Origin of the sequence: Croceicoccus sp. Ery15 (assembly GCF_020985305.1) — a bacterium.
GTDB lineage: Bacteria > Pseudomonadota > Alphaproteobacteria > Sphingomonadales > Sphingomonadaceae > Croceicoccus.
Genome location: NZ_CP087588.1, coordinates 2,864,124 through 2,880,998 on the forward strand (window position 1 = coordinate 2,864,124; position 16,875 = coordinate 2,880,998).

Genomic DNA, 16,875 nt, shown 5'->3' on the forward strand with positions numbered 1-16,875 from the left:
GCAAATTATTAATGTCGATGAGGCGCGAGATGAAAGCGGTGTGGGAGAAGATCGAACTATCGCTGATCGGCAGTTTGCAGTGGATGATCGATCTCAGCCGTACGTCCAAGATTACCTTAATGCTGATTATGGACGGAACGCTGTGCGTTATGTCCGTATTGATCGCGTTTTCACTGCGTCTGGGCGTCTGGGAACTGTGGGATCCTGCGATTGCGACCGTCACTCTTGCTAGCCTCGCGTTGTGGTTACCTATTTTCCTGATCCGGGGTATCTATCGCTCGGTGATGCGCTTCATCGGATCCCGCACGATGGTGGGGATTGCGACATCTTGCATCATCATGGCGCTGATACTTTCGGTATTTTTCACCATTAATCAGGTGCCTGGCGTTCCGCGCACAATTGCGGCCATACAGCCGATGGTGTTTGCGGCTCTATTGATGATCAGCCGAATGGCCGCACGCTATGTTTTGTTTGATCTTCTTAGCCAGCGTGGATTCAAAGGCGCGCCAAGCCGTGTGATCATCTACGGCGCTGGGTCTGCCGGCCGACAACTGGCTCTATCGCTGCGGCACGAGCCCGGCATGTATCTCTGTGGCTATATCGATGACGACGATCGGCTCGCGGGACAGCATCTCGACAACGTTAAGGTGTATAACACATCCGATGTCGTGAAGCTTGTTGAACGGTTGGATATCGACACAGTTCTGCTGGCGATGCCGCGATTGTCTCGCGCTGAACGTGAAGGAAAAGTCAGGCGGTTCGCCGATTACAGCGTGCAGGTTCTGACGCTTCCGGCGATTGGGGAGTTGGTCGACGGGAGGATTTCGGTTAGCGATCTTCGGGAAGTTGAGATCACCGATCTGCTCGGCCGCGACCCTGTGCCGCCCAATCAACTGCTGCTCCACCGGACCATTGCCGACCGCAAGGTGTTGGTCACAGGGGCGGGTGGATCGATCGGGAGCGAACTTTGCCGCCAGATTGCGAAGTTACGGCCTTCTGTGATCATTTTGGCAGAGATGTCCGAGCACGGGCTTTACATGATCGAGACGGAACTGCGGGAAGCTCAGATTGCGGGCAGAATCGATCCGTCAACCAATATCTACACTGAACTTGGAACTGTTGCAGATGAACTGATTGCAAGGCGCCTGTTTGAACGCTGGCGGCCGGATACGGTCTTCCATGCTGCGGCATACAAGCACGTTCCTATGGTCGAGGATAATCTGATCGCAGGTTTGCGGAACAATGTGATCGGTACATTGTCGTGCGCGCTGGAAGCGAAACGCGTGGGCGTGAAGCATTTTGTGCTAGTGAGCACAGACAAGGCCGTTCGACCGACGAACATCATGGGGGCCAGCAAAAGGGTCTGCGAACTAGTTCTACAGGCCCTTGCCGCAGAGGATTGCGATACGAAATTCGCAATGGTGCGATTTGGCAATGTGCTGGGCTCGAGCGGCTCCGTTGTTCCCCGTTTTCAGAAGCAGATTAAAGACGGTGGACCGGTCACGCTGACCCATCGCGACATAACTCGCTACTTCATGACCATTCCCGAAGCCGCACAACTGGTCATCCAGGCCGGCGCAATGGCCGAAGGAGGCGAGGTATTTGTGCTCGACATGGGGGACCCCGTACGCATTTATGACATGGCGCGTACGATGATCCATCTTTCGGGCCTGACTGTTCGGGATGAAGACGATCCCGACGGCGATATAGAGATTCGTGAAGTGGGCCTGCGCAAGGGCGAGAAGCTCTACGAGGAGTTGCTGATCGGTGATTCCCCCCGCGCGACAAATCACCCTCGCATCATGCATGCGATGGAACGGCGCCTGTCTTGGGAAGAGTTGCAGGTGACGCTGAACGATCTGAATGACGCTTTGGCCAATGGCGATCGGGATCGTGCAGTCCATATTTTACGGACACTTGTGCCTGAGTACCAGAAAGCGAAAACCGTCAGCGTTGATGCGGCCTAGATCGAACCGGACCAATAGGAGTGCGGGTCAACCGTCCCGCCCTGGCAATGATTAGCCGCTTGCGCTTACCTGGGGCGCTTTCTCCGCACACGATCGTCAGGCGTGTCAAATGGAGCTAATGCATTTGACATCGGATCGTATTTCTCATCGATCCGGTTGCGAAGCCGATTCTGAATTCGATTGGGAATTCTTGTATTGAGTGGGGCAGCAAACTGCGGAGATTGGTCGACATCGATTCGGTTGCCGACAGTCCCAACGCCGGTATCGGCTGTCTGACCCAGTGTCTCGAGCCCTTCAGCCTGCGTTTCCACAACTGGTCCTGCGTCGCTCTGGCCATAGTTGTTGTCGGGCTCTGTGGTCTGGGCGTGCGACAAGCCCGCGCTTCCGATGGATATCGTCGCGAGAATTGATGCCGAGAATAAGAGTGGGGTCAGCTTCATTTCGCTTCTTTCATCTTCGACCGTCTTTCGGGTTTCAGATATGCTCTATCTATGCGTCCTGTTACCCCTTCAATCGAATCCGAAGATCTGGCGATCAGTTGAAGCACTTGCGAACTACACCCCTCCGGCACTACAAGCAGGCCGGAAAACTTGCCTTCCATCGTGTCGGAATTTGGCACTTCGACCCGACCGAGTTCCTTGCGTCCCTCGCAAAGTAGAACCCAATATGGCTGCGAGCGTTCGGCCTGATCGATCATGCTGGTGCGTCCTTCCAGTCGGTAGGAGCCGGGAGGCAGGATTTGCGTCTGGCTGACAAGCAATCCTCCGCGGGTGGGTGGCATTGCGAAATCCAGCGCCCCGCTATCTGTCAGGCGAAGCATGACCACCGACAATTGCGGGTCCTGGGACAGTGTCCAGTCAAAAAGTGTCGGCGTATCCGTCCAGAGTGCAAAGTTTGGATCGCGGGATTGCGAACGGCTTATGCCTGGTGTGAAACTGGCATAATAAGCCCATGCTTCTTCAAGACCGACAGCTTTGGCAATCGCATTGACCAGCTCTGATTTTGTCCCGGCATCGATTTCGATGTCCAAGCCTTCGGCCTGATCGAAGAGCTGCGATACCGCTTGAGGTTCGATCCCGCTCTTTGCGGCAAAGTTAAAGAAAGGCTCGTACCAGTTGGGTCGTGTAAGGATGATGGGGAGCAGTGCATCCCTGATCTGAACATTGGTCAACGACGATGTCAAAACAGGGAATAGCAGGGTTCGTGCTTCGTTGGAGGTACGAAGCGCGACGTCATAATTGCGCAATGCCCCATTGATGTCTCCGCGATTGACCGATTCCTCTATTGCCCAGATTTGGGGCCTGAGTTCGCGTCGCGAGAGTAAGAAAGAATAGCGGAACAGCTCTTTTGATTGGGCCGTCTCGCCATCGAACTGTTTTTTTATTGCCAACGCTTCAATGGCATCGACTGCAGTTGGATCTTGCCTAAGCGCCAGGCGGGCCAACGATATTGCTCGGTCTTGGCCACCCGCTTGTGGCGCACCTGTGATCGCGTGCAGCGCCAGATCGGCGGTAACCGCCCCATTCGATGGCGAAAGTGTGTGCGCCGTTGCGGGATCCGCCGCGCGAATGACTTCCGCAAGTGAGTGAGTTGTTGCCACATAGCCCATATAGCACGCCACCACGGCCAACCCGGCTCGACCAAGCCATTGCTTGCGGGATCTTCTCCTAGGCTTCGAAGTTGTGCCGTGAGCCATTATGCCGATGCGGTATAGCCGCTGCCATAGCCATAACCGTAATCATAATCGTAACCGAAATGCGCCCTCTTCATATCGAATTTGGTCAGCACACCGCCAAGAATGCGAACATTGGCACCCGATAAGCGGTGCAATGCTGTTTTCGCCTGGTTAGTCTGAATACCATGTGATTCTACCGCGAACACGACGCCCTCGACCTGATTGGCAATCAGCAATGCATCGGCCAAGCCCAGCACGGGGGGGCTATCGATGACGACATTGTCATAGGTTTCGAGCAGACGCTCGATTAACACGGTCAGGCGATTGCCTGTCAGCAGTTGGGCGGCGTTGGGCGGAATGGGACCGGCGGACATTGCGACAAAACCCATATCGGGCATCGGGAAGGTCAAGTTGTCGATATCCTCCTCGCCCGTCAGGAAGTTGCTCAGCCCTCGCTCGTGGCTGACGCCGCCAAGCTGATGCACCGAGGGCGAGCGCATATCGCCATCGATCAGCATCACCTTGCGACCGGCGCGCGATAGAGTTGTGGCGAGCGCCAGTGCTGTCGTCGATTTGCCCTCGGCCGGTCTGGTCGAAGTGACAGCAAACGCCCGAGGCAGCCCATGATCTGTTGTAAAGGCAAGATTGGTTTGCACCGCGAGATAGGCATCGAATAGTTCTGATTTTGGATCGATCAATGCATCCTTGGGCGCCTCGTCCTTCACTTTCGGCACAGACCCCAGCAAAGTCAGACCAAGCCTACGATGCAATTCGACGGGGTCTGCAATGGTGTCATCCAGCTGTTCAAGTCCCAGTGCTGCGACTACACCAATCAGCAGGCCCGCGATCGTCGCGATAAGCACATTGAGCAAAAATTTCGGGCTGGAGGGTCTCTCCGGCATGTTGGCCAGATCGACAATGGCGATATTGTTCACGCCAATGCCCCCGGCCACACCGATCTCTTTAAATCTTTGTAGTAGGCCATCGTACAAAGCGCGGTTCGTATCAACTTCCTGCTGATAGATATTGTATTGAATCGAACGGCGGCGCAGATCCAGATAATCTGACTTCAGGGAATCGACATTCTTCTGCAATGTGGATTCGCGTTCTGATGCCTGATTATATTCTGCACGGAGCAGGCTGGCGACACGGCGTTCTTCGGTTGCAATCGAACGCTCAATCTCGGCAATCTGCTGCTGGATCGCTTGTGCTTGTGGGTATCCGGGTTCAAACCGCACCATCAGCTGTTGATACTGCGCGGTCAGTTCGGCCCGCCGTTGACGCAAGTTGTTGATAGTGGAATTGGCAAGAGCTTCTCTTGACGTACCGTTCGCGCCCGCCTCCCGAAAGCGGGCTTCTGCTTCGATACGTTCACTCGTCGCGCGGGTGAGTTCGGCATTCAGCGCGCTCAAACTATCTGCAATAATTGAACGTTCATGGGTATCATTCTCTCCCTGCGTAGGAAGATTGATGATGCCCTGACGGGAAGCATAGCCGACGAGTTGGCGCTGTGATTCATCAAGTCGTTGCTTGTATTCCGCAAGCTGGCGTTCGAGCACGGAGCGGCCATAGGAGGTCGCCTGAACCTTTCTCTCCAGATTGGTTTCGATAAAGTTTTTAGCCCATGCGTTCGCGATACGGGTCGAAAGTACGGCCGAAGGGCTGGTCACATGAATATTGACCAAGCGCGACATACGGGTCGGGTCAACGCTGACATTCTCGTTCAGAAGTTCACCCGCGATCCTCTGGCGCCGTGACCGCCCCTGTGCTGTATAGCGCCCGTTGGAAAGCTCAAAGGCCTTGTCATCACTATTGCCGGCGCCAAACATTTCAAAAAATTCGGGGTCGTCGACCAGCCGTAGTTCGGTCGCGATCCGCTCTGACAGCGTGCGGGACTTCAGCAGACCGTATTGTGTCTGGTAAAATTCCTGATCGGCGACACTGACATCTTGCTCGACACCTTCGAAATTGGTGACCTGCCCAGATTCCCGGGAGATTTCGATGGTCGCCGTGGCCGTATATTTCGGCGTCATCAATAAGGTGACGAGAAGGCCCAGAACGACGCCCGCGATTGTCGCACCAATAATAACCCAGCGCCAACGCAGCCCAATACGCAAATAATGGTGAAGCGCTGAAAATTCTTCTGCCTCGTTCGCGACGGCATCTCCAACTTTTTTCACATTGTTTTTATGGGCGACTGCAAGTCGGGCCGAAATATCGTTCATGGGTTTCAAATCTTAATTGATAAGAGCGACAAGCGGGGCTGCGACAAGCGGAGCAGTGGAAACGATATCCTTGAACATCCGCCGCTGCGGGCTGTCTCCTACCACAATGAGATCATTGGCATAGACTGCCGGATCTTCATAGGCGCCGCGGCGAATTTCTTGAACATTATAAAGTCCCGCCAGCTTCTGCCCACCGACATTACGCAGGATAACGACATCATCGACCTTCGCAAACTCTGTCAGGCCGCGCGCCGATGCAATAGTGCGCATCAGGGTCATCTGGTTGGTAACGGGGTAAAGGCCAGGCTCGACAACCTGCCCATCAATGGTAACGACCTGACTGACGGAACTGGTAATGTTAACCGTGACGTTCGGATCGCGCACATATCGTCCCGACAGCGCGGTTTCGATATCCTTGGCGAGTTCGGCGGGCGTCTTGCCGCCCGCGTCCAAAGTGCCGATCAGCGGCATTTCTATGCGCCCGCCCGTGTCGACTTGTATCTGCTTGCTCAATTCCGGAACGCCGAAGATTTCGACGCTAATCATGTCCAGTGGCCCGATGAGGGCCGGACGTGCATCGGCGAGCAAATCAGTCCGTTGCGGCGCCGGCAGTGCGCTTGCGCCTTCAACCACTGTCAGGGTGGCAGTTGATTCGATAGGGGGCAGACTCTTCACGCACCCGGCGAGCGAGAACATTGCCAGCAAGATGACGGGCAGCCTGAGCATATTGGTGAACTGATCCATACTGGTGAGGAAGGTGGGCTTATAGGGGGGGGCGGAATCGTCGTAAAGTGCGATATGTCAGCAGCAAGTACCGGCAGCTCGCCTCATGAGGTGGCTTTCTGGGGTTCGAAAGACAGCCAGACCGCAGCGATGACTACAAGCGACATTATCATCGGTGTGCGAGCAGGATAATCAACAAAACTTGCCATGCCGAAAAGTAGTAGCAGGATCGATCCTGTCCGCGCCAGCAAAGTGTCGCGACCATCCGGCCGCTTCCATGCGATAAGGCTGCGCCAGACAATCCAGGCCAAACTTGCAGCGATCAACATTGCACCAGCGAGGCCACCATCCAGTACAATTTCGAGCCAGTCATTGTGGGCATGATTGACATATTTGAACATCAATAAATGGTCGGGCTCACTAATTCTGAACACCGGATCGAAGGCGCCAAAGCCGGAGCCTGCGGGGGAATATCGGGGAATGATGTCAGCCACCACAGGCGCAATCTGGCTACGCAGATCGTCTTGCGCCGAAAGGTTTTCGAACCTTTTGATTGAACGAGCCCTGTCCAGAACAATGCTGAGCGTTATAATCCCAATGAATGACGCAGCCGTCGAGACGCCAAGGCCAATAGCGTATTTTCGGGGGAGGCGGGCAAGCAAACGATACACCCTGCCGCCGACGCTGAGAAGCGTGACGGCTATGGCTGTTGCTCCGACCAGCATGCCGCCGCGCGAACCAGTCCCCAAGATCATCAAAGCAAAAAACACCAGTAATCCGATGCCAGCCAGCGTCTTCCAGTGAATTCCCTCGTCCTTAAGGGCCCAGGCTGGTGCAAGGGCGCAACCCGCCGCCAGGAACAGGGCAAGATGGTTCCTATTGGCAAAACTTCCGCTGACCATTCCGCGTACGTCGTTTAGCAACGGATGATCGATTCGGGCACCTGAAAACTGAAGCAGGCCGTAAACCGCACTGGCAAACATTAAGGCGATCAATAAGGCGGCGACCTGCCAATGCTGGCGCCGTGTCAGGTTCGCTAGCAGCACTAGTGTAACGGTCGGCACTACCAGCGAATTCAGCGCATTGTCTGTTGCGCCGGGCGAAATAGACAAGGGCCGCCAAGGCTGCTCCGTCTCGCCAGCGACTACCGCAGCTTGGATCAGGACGTCGCGCCCCGGAAGCTGCGTCCACACTGCCGGCGGAAGTGGGACCAATTGAAGTGCCACAATAATGACGCCCGCGCCCAGAAGAACGGCCGGCATCCTGATCGCCCGCCACTCGAACTTTGGCGTCACCAGAATATAGATCACCAGAATGATCCATGCAGCCAGTCGCACGATGACTTGTCCAGAGGCATCCGCACGCGATGCTCCGCCGGCTATCCAAAGAACGGCAAGAAGCGCGGCCAGCATCCAGAATGATAGCCGGGCGTCGAGGGGCGTGCTGCTGGGAACGGGGCGCATGCGGACTCTCTAGTCAATTAGCCGGTTGGAGCAAACTGAATTGCGTCGTAAAGAGACAGGATGAAATATGCTTTCCGGTCTTGCATTGCCATGATGGCAGTTTTCTCACTTTATGCTTGTGGCGAGCCTGCGGACTCTCTTCCCGGATTGACCGGTCAGTCCGAAGAGGAATTTGACGATCAGGACAAGCTTGTCGCGCGATCGTTGTCTATCGGTAGCGTGCAGGCAATCGATGGCGGCGAAGGGGAATATGTCGATGCCCTGCGGTGTAATCTGGCCCTGAAAGCTTTGAATGAACGCATTGCCGAGGTTGGAGGTATTCCGCAGGAATATTCCGAACAGATCGTGAAGGCGACAAGCTATTACGGCGATCAGGCAAACCGCATTGGTGCTCAGGATTCTAAGTCTCCCGAGCAGATCGCCGTTGACCGCGACCAGCAAGAGAAGAAGATGGCCGACGGCGACATGCGATGGCAAATTGCCATCGGGTGTTTGCGTAAGCTCACCTGATGTCGCGTCAACTCAACGCAATATCCGGCGCGTCTTCCTGTTTCATGCCGACAAGGTGATAGCCCGCATCGACGTGATGCACTTCGCCCGTGACGCCCGAGGACAGGCCCGACAGCAGGTAAAGCGCCGAGCCGCCGACATCGTCGATGGTCACATTGCGGCGCAGCGGCGCGTTCAGCTCGTTCCATTTGAGGATATAGCGGAAATCGCCGATCCCGCTGGCCGCCAAGGTCTTGATCGGGCCTGCCGAGATCGCGTTGACGCGGATGTTTTCGGGGCCCAGATCGTTGGCCAGATATTTGACGCTGGTTTCCAGCGCCGCCTTGGCCACGCCCATCACATTGTAATGGGGAACAACCTTTTCCGCGCCGTAATAGGAAAGCGTCAGGATCGACCCGCCATCGGGCATCATTTCGCGCGCGCGCTTGGTAACGGCGACCAGCGAATACGCCGAGATGTTCATGGTCATCAGGAAATTGTCGAGGCTGGTATCGACATACAGGCCGCGCAGCTCGTTCTTGTCCGAAAAGCCGATGGCGTGGACGACGAAATCGATCGTTTCCCAATGCTGTTTCAGTTCATCGAACGCACTGTCCAGCCTGCCCATGTCGGACACATCGCATTCGATCAGCAGGCTGCTGCCAAGGCTTTCGGCCAGTGGGCGCACGCGCTTTTCCAGCGCCTCGCCCTGATAGCTGAAGGCCAGTTCGGCGCCTTGCGCGGCCAGGGCCTTGGAAATGCCCCATGCCAGCGACTTGTCGTTCGCAAGCCCCATGATCAGGCCGCGCTTGCCCTGCATCAGGGTGCCTTGGGGAGGAGTGCTCGTTTGGGTTTCGCTCATGTTTTCGATCCGGCGATTGCTACCGCATTGGGCCGCTTGAACGGCTTCTGATGTCGGTTGATCCAGTGTTTCGGGTTACGTGTTCTTAAAGTCAAATTCGTTGCGGCCGATCATGTCGCGTTCTTCCGGCGTTTCCGCAAGCGCGGCGTTCAATTCGGCTCCGACGACGAGCCCTAGCCCGACTAGCCAGAAAAAGAAAAGGGCGATCATCACACCGGCAAGGCTTCCATAGGTGAGATCATAGGAAAACAGGGTGCGCAGAACCGGCGGCAGGGTCACCGTCACCGTCACCCACCAGACGGTGACGAGCAGCGCGCCGGGCCATTTGGGATATTCGCGCCCGCGATAGGCACTGGGCGTCAGCGCGATGAACAGCAGGAACAACGAACCGAGCAGGCCGAGCGCGGGGATAAAGCGCGACAGGGCCAGCCTGCCGACCCATGCATTGGCTTCGGGAAACCATGCGGCGATCACCTCTTGCGCGGCAGTGATAAAGAATTGCGCGGCCAGCGATGTCATCAACAGCAGGACCGCCCCGATGATGATACCCGCCGACAACAGCCGGTATTTCAGGAAACTGGCCGAAGGGCGCGTGCCATAGGCGCGGTGCAGGATATCGCGGATCGTTTCGACAAGGCTGCCCACCGTCCATAATCCGAACGCCGCCCCCACCCATAACAGCCAGCCCGTCCGCGAGCTGACTACATCGCGCGCCACCGGTTCGATCACATCGGCCACCACGCGCGGGACGGCGAGCAAAAACGCATTGATCGCAGCGGTCCGGTCCGCGGCCTCACCCAAAAGCTGGAAAATCGCGGCGCCCAGAATGAAGAAAGGGAACAGAGACAAAATCGCCATATAGGCGAGATTTCCGGCATGGATGAAACCATCTTCGTACACGCCCGTCCAGACGCGTTTCACGATAGCGAAAAATCGCGTGCCCGGTCCGATTTCGCGCCGGACCGCCATCAAGGACATCTTGCGCTGGTTCAGCGCGTGCTGTCGGCGCGCCTCTGGCGTGAGGTTCGACCGGGAATCGCCATAGGGCGCGGGAGGATCCTGATCGTCTTGGATAGGTCCGTTCCTTGCTGCGGCTTTGTGCGGCCCTTTTTGTCCGGCCCGCCTTACTCGCTCAGACGGCTGCGGATATTGCGCGTATCTTTCCAACCCTCAAGCCGATTGGCCAGTTCCGCATCCTGTTCAGGAAGGTCGATGGTCAGGGTGACGAGCTGGTCGCCGCGCGAACCGTCCTTGCGGGTAAAGCCCTTGCCTTTCAGGCGCAGCACCTTGCCCGAACTGCTGCCGGGCGACACGGTCAGCATCACCGCGCCCGACGTGGTCGGCACCTTGACCTTGGCACCGTTCACCGCCTCGTCCAGCGTGATCGGCAGGTCCAGCCGCACATCGTCGCCGTCGCGGCGGAAAAAGCGGTGCGCCTGTTCTACGATGGTTACGATGGCATCGCCATTGCCTGCCGGACCCGGTTCGCCCTTGCCCGCAAGGCGCATCTGTGTGCCGTCTTCCGTCCCTTCGGGCAGCTTCAGGTCGATGGTCTTGCCATCCGACAGGGTAATGCGCTGCTTTTCCAGATTGGCGATATCGGTCAGCGATACGGCAAGCCGGTAATTGACATTCGCGCCCTTGGCCGGACGCCTTTGCGCGCCTGCGCCGAAACCGCCGCCGCCCATGCCGGCAAACGGATTGTCCTGCGGCCCCGCGCCGCGGGAACGCCGCTGGCCGCCGCCGAATATGCCTTCGAACAGGTCGGACAGATCGACATCGTCCGTGCTGGCCCCGCCCATGCCGCCAAACGGATTGCCGCCCGCCTGCCGATATTGTCCGCCGCCGCGCTGGCCATAGCCAAAGGGCATTTTGGGATTGCCGTCCATGTCGATCTCGCCCCGATCGAACCTGGCGCGCTTGTCCTTGTCCGACAGCAGGTCATATGCCTGCGTCACCTGCGAAAACTTGTCCGCCGCCGCCGGATTATCCTTGTTGGCATCCGGATGCAGCTGTTTCGCCAGCTTGCGATAGGCCGATTTGATGTCCTGCTCGCTCGCGCCGCGCGCAATGCCAAGGATCGAATAAGGGTCCGCCATGAACCGATAGCTAGGGTGCAAGGCGCGATCGTGCAATCCGGCGATTGAAGCTGTGCACCTGTTGTCTTGCATTCCAGCGGAAATCGCATGCGGGATAGAGCATGGCTTTGCGCAAGGGCGATGGCTCTACTATGTTGGTCATGGCAGCAGATTCCCCGCTGCCCGACGGAACGAGGAAACTACGTGGAACCCGAACTGCTGGCCGAAGACGCGATCCCTGCGGGCGACCCGTTCGGCCTGTTCGACGACTGGCTGGCCGAAGCCAGAGAGACCGAGATCAACGACCCCACCGCCATGGCGCTTGCCACCGCCAGCGCGGGCGGCGCGCCGTCGGTGCGCATGGTGCTGCTGAAAGGGCACGGCGCCGATCTGGGGCCGGGGGGCGGCTTTGTGTTCTATACCAATCAGGAAAGCCGCAAGGCAGGCGAAATCGCCGCCAATCCGCAGGCCGCCCTTTTGTTCCACTGGAAAAGCCTGCGCCGCCAGATCCGCATCGAAGGACAGCTTGAACCTGTATCGGATGCCGACGCCGATGCCTATTTCGCCAGCCGCGCGCGCGATTCGCAGCTGGGGGCGCATGCGTCCGACCAGTCCGCACCGATGGGCGACCGCCGCGAATTTCTCGACCGGTTCGAGGAAGTGCGCAAGCGATACGAAGGCAAACCAGTGCCGCGCCCTGAACATTGGGGCGGATACAGGCTGGTGCCGCAAGCGATGGAATTCTGGCACGACCGCCCGTTCCGTTTGCACGAACGCCGTCGTTTCACGCGGCGCGGCGGCAGCTGGGCCAGCAGCCTGCTCTATCCATAAGCGGCCCGTCCGCGCAGCCGATGGCCGACACCGCCCACTTGTCCCATGAAGATCGCTCGCGCCTGACGCGCAGTGCCGCCTATGCCAGCACGGCGGTCGCGGCGCTGTTGCTGACGATGAAGATCTATGCCGCGTGGCGGACGGGTTCGGCGGCCATGCTGGGCAGTCTGGCCGACACCGCGCTCGACATCGTGGCCAGCCTGTCGACGCTGGTGGGCGTATGGGTCGCATCGCAGCCTGCCGATCACAACCATCGGTTCGGGCATGGCAAGGCCGAGGCGCTGGCCGCGCTGGTACAGGTGGTGCTGATCTCGATCTCGGCCGTGGGCATTGCGGCCCGCGCGATCCAGCAATGGCTGGGCGGAGTCCGCCCGCAGGAGGCGGAGACCGGCATCGTCGTGTCGGTCATCGCGCTGGCAGCCACATTCGCGCTGTTGGCGTGGCAAAGACATGTCCTGAATCGCACCCGCAGCGTCGCGATCCGCACCGATCATGTGCATTACCAGTCCGATGTGCTGCTGAATCTGGGCGTGATTGCCGCGCTGGCGCTCGACCGCTGGACCGGCTTTTCGAGCGCGGACCCGCTGTTCGCGCTGGGCATTGCGGGCTGGCTGGCATGGAACGCGTTTCAGGCTTCGCGCGAAGCGGTGGACAATCTGATGGACAAGGAATGGCCCATCGAAAAGCGCGAGCGTCTGCTGGAAGTGATCCGCGACACGCCGGGGCTGGAAGGGGTGCACGATTTGCGCACCCGCACCAGCGGCGACCGCGATTTCGCGCAGTTCCACGTATGGGTCGACGGCGATATGACCGTGCGGAAAGCGCATGAGGTGATGGACCGGATCGAGGCGCAATTGCAGGCCGAATTTCCCGGCACCGAATTCCTGATTCATCCCGACCCCGAAGGTCTGCGCGACGAAGGGGCCTTTGCCTCGATGGATCTGCTCAAGACCGGACCCGATCCCGAACTTTCTCTCCCGACAGAGGCGAAACCCTGATGCCCGCCATTCCATACTGGCACGTCGATGCGTTCACCGATGCGGCATTCGGCGGCAACCAGGCCGCCGTGATGCTGTGGGAGGACGAGTTTCCCGCCGACGCCATCATGCAGAAGATGGGCGAAGAGAATAATTTCGCCGAAACCGCCTATCTGGTCCCTTGCGACGGGGCCGAGGCCGACTGGCAATTGCGCTGGTTTACGCCGGAGTGCGAGATTCGCCTGTGCGGCCATGCGACACTGGCGGCAGGCCATGTGCTGCTGGAACAGGGCGGCGGGGACGAGGTGACGTTCCTGACGCGGCGGGCCGGCGTGCTGACCGTGCGCAGGGAAGGGGGCGGCTATGCGCTGGCGCTGCCCGCGATCCCGACCGCGCCGCAGGACTGGCAGGCGGCCGTCGCCGCGCTGGGAACGCGGCCACAGCTGATCCACCGATCGCCCGACGGCTATAACGTATTCCTGTTCGAGGATGAGGCAGCGGTGCGCGGATTATCGCCCGATTTCGGTGCTTTGGCGGCGATGGGCGACCACCAGTTCATCTGCACCGCACCGGGCGAAAGCACCGATGTCGTTAGCCGCGTGTTCGTTCCCGGCGCGGGCGTGCCCGAAGATAGCGTGACCGGTTCGGCCCATGCGGTGCTCACCCCGTTCTGGGCCGCGCGGCTGGAGAGAGACAGTTTCACCGCATTTCAGGCATCGAGGCGCGGTGGTCTGCTGCATTGCAGGCTGGACGGCGAAACCGCGTGGCTCGGCGGGGCCTGCGTGACGGTGGTCGAGGGTATGTTCCGCTATTGAGCGGGGAAGAGTTCCGACAGGCCCAGCATCCGGTCGTTCAGCGTATTCTGCTGTGCCGCCGTGCTGTAACCCAGTCGCACGATCGTCAGTTTCTGCGACGGCACGACCAGCAGAAATTGTCCGCGATGGCCCAGCGCCGCGACCGCGTCCGATGGTCCGCGGCCGCCGAAAACGACCGCATCGCGACCTTCTTCGCGCACATGATTGCGCCATAAATGCGCGCCATAGGCACCGTCCGACGGGTTTTTGCCACCCATAAAGCGTATCCAGCCGCGCGGCACGACCGATACGCCGTCATAGCTGCCGCCCCGCCGGATCAGCTCCCCGATCCTGCCCCAGTCGCGTGCGCCGGCATGGAACATGGCGCCGCCGATCAGCGTGCCGCGCGCATCATATTCGCCGCGCATCGTGGTCAGGCCCAGCGGCTCGTATAACCGGCTTTGCAGCCAGCCCTGCATCGCCGCCTGCCGAACGGCGGGCTCCCTGCTTTGCGTCAGCGTATCGGTCGCGATTTCGGACAGGATTTGCGTGTCCGCCGTCGAATAGGCGAATTGCGATCCCGCATCGTGATCCAGCGGCTGGGTCAGCGCGTAATGCGCCATGTCGTCGCGCCCGTCGCGATACAACATGCGCGCCGCATCGCTGGCATAGGCAGGCTGCGCAGTTTCACGATGCCGCAGGCCCGATCGCATTTGCAGCAGATGGCGCAGGGTAATCGCCCCGCGCGGATCGCCGCTGCGCTCCCAGCGCGCGACGGGGGCCGGTGCGTCGAGCGCGAGCGAGCCGTCGGCCACCATCATGCCGACGATCAATCCCGTGACAGTCTTCGACAGCGACCAGCCCAGTTGCGGCACATCGGGACCGAACCCTTCGCCATAACGTTCCGCGACCGGCTTGCCGTCATGGATCACCAGCAGGGCGCGGGTTTCGCCGACCGCCTCTTCGTCGAACAGGCCATCGATCGCATAAGCGAGCGCCGTGCGATTGGCGGCGGGCGTGTCCGCCACGGCAGCCAGCGATTCGTCGGACGGCGGCGCAATCTCTTCCCCGCCCGATCCGCATGCGGATAGCGAAATCACGGCGGCAAACACGGCCACCCACTTGTAGCGGGACAAAGCGCAAGGCATCAGGCGCGCCTGATCCGCCCGCGCCCATCGAAAGGCAAGACCGAATTGAGCAGCCCTGTGGAAACGAAGCCAAAGCGCAATCCCGCATGGAAACGGCGGTTGTGGCAGGTGGTGCCGGTCGCGGTGTTGACCGGCTTTGCCGCCGCGGCATTCGTCTGGGGGCCGGGCATGGCTGCCGAAGCGCAGGCGGGCACCGATTTTGGCGCGCGCATCGCCTGTTCCTGCCATTACGTTGCGGGGCGGCCCATCGACCAGTGCCGCGCCGATTTCGAACCGGGCATGACCATGGTGCGCCTCTCGGTGGACCAGGAAGCGCAGGAAGTGACTGCCAGCGTTCCCATGTTGGCATCGACCCGCGCGCGCTATCGCGAAGGTTGGGGCTGCGTGCTCGAACAATGGTCCGGTTGAGGGAATTCGGCTGAGCGGGATCACCCTGCCGCGAAGGTTTCCTCGATCCAGCCGCCGCCGATCACGCGGTCGCCCGCATAGATCACCGCTGCCTGCCCCGGCGCGACGCCATATTCGGGCTGCGCAAAGCGGATGCGCACCTCGTGTCCCCCACCCAAAGCGCCTTCCAGCGTGACGGGCACGGGTTTGGCCAGCGACCGGACCTTGGCCGTCAGCCCGCTGGCGGGCACGGGGCCGATGCGGTTCGTTTCGATCACGCGCATCGCACCCACGGCGAGCAGGCGTTTCGGCCCGACGACGACGGCATTGTTTTCGGCATCGATGCGGATGACATAAAGCGGTTCGGGCTGCCCGCCGATTTCGATCCCGCGGCGTTGGCCGACGGTGTAGTGCACGATGCCGCGATGGCGGCCCAGCACATCACCGGTTTCGGCATGGACGATATCGCCCGCATCGCCCGCCTCGGGCCGCAGCTTTTTGACCAGCGAGGCATAATCGCCATCGGGCACGAAGCAGATGTCCTGACTATCGGGCTTGGCCGCGACGCCAAGGCCGAGCGATTGCGCGATGCGGCGCACTTCGGGCTTGGGCAGGCCGCCCAGCGGGAAGCGCAGAAAGTCCAGCTGGTCTTCGGTCGTTGCGTACAGGAAATAGCTCTGGTCGCGGGCCGGATCGTGCGCGCGGTGCATTTCCGGCCCCGCTTCGCCCGTCACGCGACGAACGTAATGGCCGGTGGCAAGACAATCCGCGCCCAGATCGCGCGCCATCTTGAACAGATCGGTGAATTTCGGCCCCATATTGCAGCGGATGCATGGGATGGGCGTGCGGCCCTGCAGATATTCGTCGGCAAAACCGTCGATCACCGATTCGCGGAAGCTGCTTTCGTGGTCGAAGACGTAATGCGCGATGCCCAGCCGGTCGGCCACCGCGCGCGCGTCGCGGATATCGTCGCCCGCGCAGCACGCGCCCTTGCGCTTGACCGCTTCGCCATGATCGTAAAGCTGCAGCGTGACGCCGATCACCTCGGCCCCGCTTTGCGCTGCAAGGGCCGCAACGACCGACGAATCGACACCGCCCGACATGGCGACGACGATGCGCCGCTGCGACAGCGGGGCGGGCAGGTCGAACAGGGCGGCCGGGTCCAGACTGGTCGCCGCATCGGCCGAATCGACTGGCGAAGGGGTAACGGGGGCATTCATGATGAGCGGCCCATACACCGATGCCCGCCTGCGACA

At 59.8% G+C, this 16,875-nt stretch carries 16 protein-coding genes; 6 read left to right on the forward strand and 10 right to left on the reverse strand.

Annotated features, from left to right (window positions below):
* Positions 1-11: 11 nt before the first annotated feature.
* On the forward strand, positions 12-1,967 hold the full coding sequence (locus LOZ77_RS14060; protein ID WP_230279622.1) for a nucleoside-diphosphate sugar epimerase/dehydratase: 1,956 nt from the start codon (positions 12-14) through the stop codon (positions 1,965-1,967).
* A gap of 65 nt (positions 1,968-2,032) precedes the next feature.
* On the opposite strand, the gene LOZ77_RS14065 is transcribed toward LOZ77_RS14060, so the two are convergent.
* From LOZ77_RS14065 to LOZ77_RS14085, 5 genes are all read right to left on the reverse strand, one after another.
* A complete protein-coding gene (locus tag LOZ77_RS14065; protein WP_230279623.1) occupies positions 2,033-2,407 on the reverse strand; it encodes a hypothetical protein in 375 nt (124 codons plus the stop codon).
* Positions 2,404-3,576: a hypothetical protein gene (locus LOZ77_RS14070; RefSeq protein WP_230279624.1), complete on the reverse strand. Its 1,173-nt coding sequence runs from the start codon at positions 3,574-3,576 to the stop codon at positions 2,404-2,406. The genes LOZ77_RS14065 and LOZ77_RS14070 overlap by 4 nt, the downstream gene beginning before the upstream one ends.
* A gap of 86 nt (positions 3,577-3,662) precedes the next feature.
* Positions 3,663-5,867 carry a polysaccharide biosynthesis tyrosine autokinase gene (locus LOZ77_RS14075; protein ID WP_230279625.1) on the reverse strand — a complete coding sequence of 735 codons (2,205 nt, stop codon included), beginning with the start codon at positions 5,865-5,867 and terminating at the stop codon, positions 3,663-3,665.
* 12 nt (positions 5,868-5,879) lie between these two features.
* Complete coding sequence (locus LOZ77_RS14080; RefSeq protein WP_230279626.1) at positions 5,880-6,611, reverse strand: polysaccharide biosynthesis/export family protein; 732 nt, start codon at positions 6,609-6,611, stop codon at positions 5,880-5,882.
* Positions 6,612-6,694: 83 nt separating this feature from the next.
* Positions 6,695-8,053: an O-antigen ligase gene (locus LOZ77_RS14085; protein WP_230279627.1), complete on the reverse strand. Its 1,359-nt coding sequence runs from the start codon at positions 8,051-8,053 to the stop codon at positions 6,695-6,697.
* Between the two features lie 60 nt (positions 8,054-8,113).
* Between LOZ77_RS14085 and LOZ77_RS14090 the strand changes: the two genes are divergently transcribed.
* Positions 8,114-8,563, forward strand: a complete 450-nt coding sequence (locus LOZ77_RS14090) for a hypothetical protein (RefSeq protein ID WP_230279628.1) — start codon at positions 8,114-8,116, stop codon at positions 8,561-8,563.
* 7 nt (positions 8,564-8,570) lie between these two features.
* On the opposite strand, the gene fabI is transcribed toward LOZ77_RS14090, so the two are convergent.
* From fabI to LOZ77_RS14105, 3 genes are all read right to left on the reverse strand, one after another.
* The gene (gene fabI, locus LOZ77_RS14095; protein ID WP_304506024.1) at positions 8,571-9,362 is read right to left on the reverse strand and encodes an enoyl-ACP reductase FabI; all 792 of its coding nucleotides are present in this window, start codon (positions 9,360-9,362) and stop codon (positions 8,571-8,573) included.
* Between the two features lie 117 nt (positions 9,363-9,479).
* Positions 9,480-10,373: a YihY/virulence factor BrkB family protein gene (locus LOZ77_RS14100; RefSeq protein WP_370638016.1), complete on the reverse strand. Its 894-nt coding sequence runs from the start codon at positions 10,371-10,373 to the stop codon at positions 9,480-9,482.
* Positions 10,374-10,528: 155 nt separating this feature from the next.
* Positions 10,529-11,503: a DnaJ C-terminal domain-containing protein gene (locus LOZ77_RS14105; RefSeq protein ID WP_230279631.1), complete on the reverse strand. Its 975-nt coding sequence runs from the start codon at positions 11,501-11,503 to the stop codon at positions 10,529-10,531.
* Between the two features lie 183 nt (positions 11,504-11,686).
* On the opposite strand from LOZ77_RS14105, the gene pdxH reads away from it, so the two are divergent.
* From pdxH to LOZ77_RS14120, 3 genes are read left to right on the forward strand one after another with little or no spacing between them, the layout of a single operon-like run.
* Complete coding sequence (pdxH, locus tag LOZ77_RS14110; RefSeq protein WP_230279632.1) at positions 11,687-12,313, forward strand: pyridoxamine 5'-phosphate oxidase; 627 nt, start codon at positions 11,687-11,689, stop codon at positions 12,311-12,313.
* Between the two features lie 20 nt (positions 12,314-12,333).
* Positions 12,334-13,311: a cation diffusion facilitator family transporter gene (locus LOZ77_RS14115; protein ID WP_230279633.1), complete on the forward strand. Its 978-nt coding sequence runs from the start codon at positions 12,334-12,336 to the stop codon at positions 13,309-13,311.
* The gene (locus LOZ77_RS14120; RefSeq protein WP_230279634.1) at positions 13,311-14,105 is read left to right on the forward strand and encodes a PhzF family phenazine biosynthesis protein; all 795 of its coding nucleotides are present in this window, start codon (positions 13,311-13,313) and stop codon (positions 14,103-14,105) included. Before LOZ77_RS14115 ends, LOZ77_RS14120 begins: the two co-directional genes overlap by 1 nt.
* Here LOZ77_RS14120 and LOZ77_RS14125 read toward each other — a convergent pair.
* Positions 14,099-15,232 (reverse strand): serine hydrolase, encoded by a 1,134-nt coding sequence (locus LOZ77_RS14125; protein WP_230279635.1) that lies wholly within the window; start codon positions 15,230-15,232, stop codon positions 14,099-14,101. The two genes, LOZ77_RS14120 and LOZ77_RS14125, sit on opposite strands and share 7 nt — an antisense overlap.
* A gap of 45 nt (positions 15,233-15,277) precedes the next feature.
* Here LOZ77_RS14125 and LOZ77_RS14130 point away from each other — a divergent pair, with 45 nt between their 5' ends.
* The gene (locus LOZ77_RS14130; RefSeq protein WP_230279636.1) at positions 15,278-15,640 is read left to right on the forward strand and encodes a hypothetical protein; all 363 of its coding nucleotides are present in this window, start codon (positions 15,278-15,280) and stop codon (positions 15,638-15,640) included.
* Between the two features lie 20 nt (positions 15,641-15,660).
* Here LOZ77_RS14130 and mnmA read toward each other — a convergent pair whose 3' ends face one another.
* Positions 15,661-16,839, reverse strand: a complete 1,179-nt coding sequence (gene mnmA, locus LOZ77_RS14135; protein WP_230279637.1) for a tRNA 2-thiouridine(34) synthase MnmA — start codon at positions 16,837-16,839, stop codon at positions 15,661-15,663.
* Between the last annotated feature and the right edge of the window lie 36 nt (positions 16,840-16,875).

Bases quoted from the DNA above. Each gene is read 5' to 3' on its own strand.
- LOZ77_RS14105 (WP_230279631.1), bottom strand. From the start codon at position 11,503: ATGGCGGACCCTTATTCGATCCTTGGCATTGCGCGCGGCGCGAGCGAG.
- LOZ77_RS14065 (WP_230279623.1), bottom strand. From the start codon at position 2,407: ATGAAGCTGACCCCACTCTTATTCTCGGCATCAATTCTCGCGACGATA.
- LOZ77_RS14060 (WP_230279622.1), top strand. From the start codon at position 12: ATGTCGATGAGGCGCGAGATGAAAGCGGTGTGGGAGAAGATCGAACTA.
- LOZ77_RS14075 (WP_230279625.1), bottom strand. From the start codon at position 5,867: ATGAACGATATTTCGGCCCGACTTGCAGTCGCCCATAAAAACAATGTG.
- mnmA (WP_230279637.1), bottom strand. From the start codon at position 16,839: ATGAATGCCCCCGTTACCCCTTCGCCAGTCGATTCGGCCGATGCGGCG.
- LOZ77_RS14115 (WP_230279633.1), top strand. From the start codon at position 12,334: ATGGCCGACACCGCCCACTTGTCCCATGAAGATCGCTCGCGCCTGACG.
- LOZ77_RS14120 (WP_230279634.1), top strand. From the start codon at position 13,311: ATGCCCGCCATTCCATACTGGCACGTCGATGCGTTCACCGATGCGGCA.
- LOZ77_RS14125 (WP_230279635.1), bottom strand. From the start codon at position 15,232: ATGCCTTGCGCTTTGTCCCGCTACAAGTGGGTGGCCGTGTTTGCCGCC.
- LOZ77_RS14080 (WP_230279626.1), bottom strand. From the start codon at position 6,611: ATGGATCAGTTCACCAATATGCTCAGGCTGCCCGTCATCTTGCTGGCA.
- fabI (WP_304506024.1), bottom strand. From the start codon at position 9,362: ATGCAGGGCAAGCGCGGCCTGATCATGGGGCTTGCGAACGACAAGTCG.
- LOZ77_RS14070 (WP_230279624.1), bottom strand. From the start codon at position 3,576: ATGGGCTATGTGGCAACAACTCACTCACTTGCGGAAGTCATTCGCGCG.
- LOZ77_RS14090 (WP_230279628.1), top strand. From the start codon at position 8,114: ATGAAATATGCTTTCCGGTCTTGCATTGCCATGATGGCAGTTTTCTCA.
- LOZ77_RS14100 (WP_370638016.1), bottom strand. From the start codon at position 10,373: ATGGCGGTCCGGCGCGAAATCGGACCGGGCACGCGATTTTTCGCTATC.
- LOZ77_RS14085 (WP_230279627.1), bottom strand. From the start codon at position 8,053: ATGCGCCCCGTTCCCAGCAGCACGCCCCTCGACGCCCGGCTATCATTC.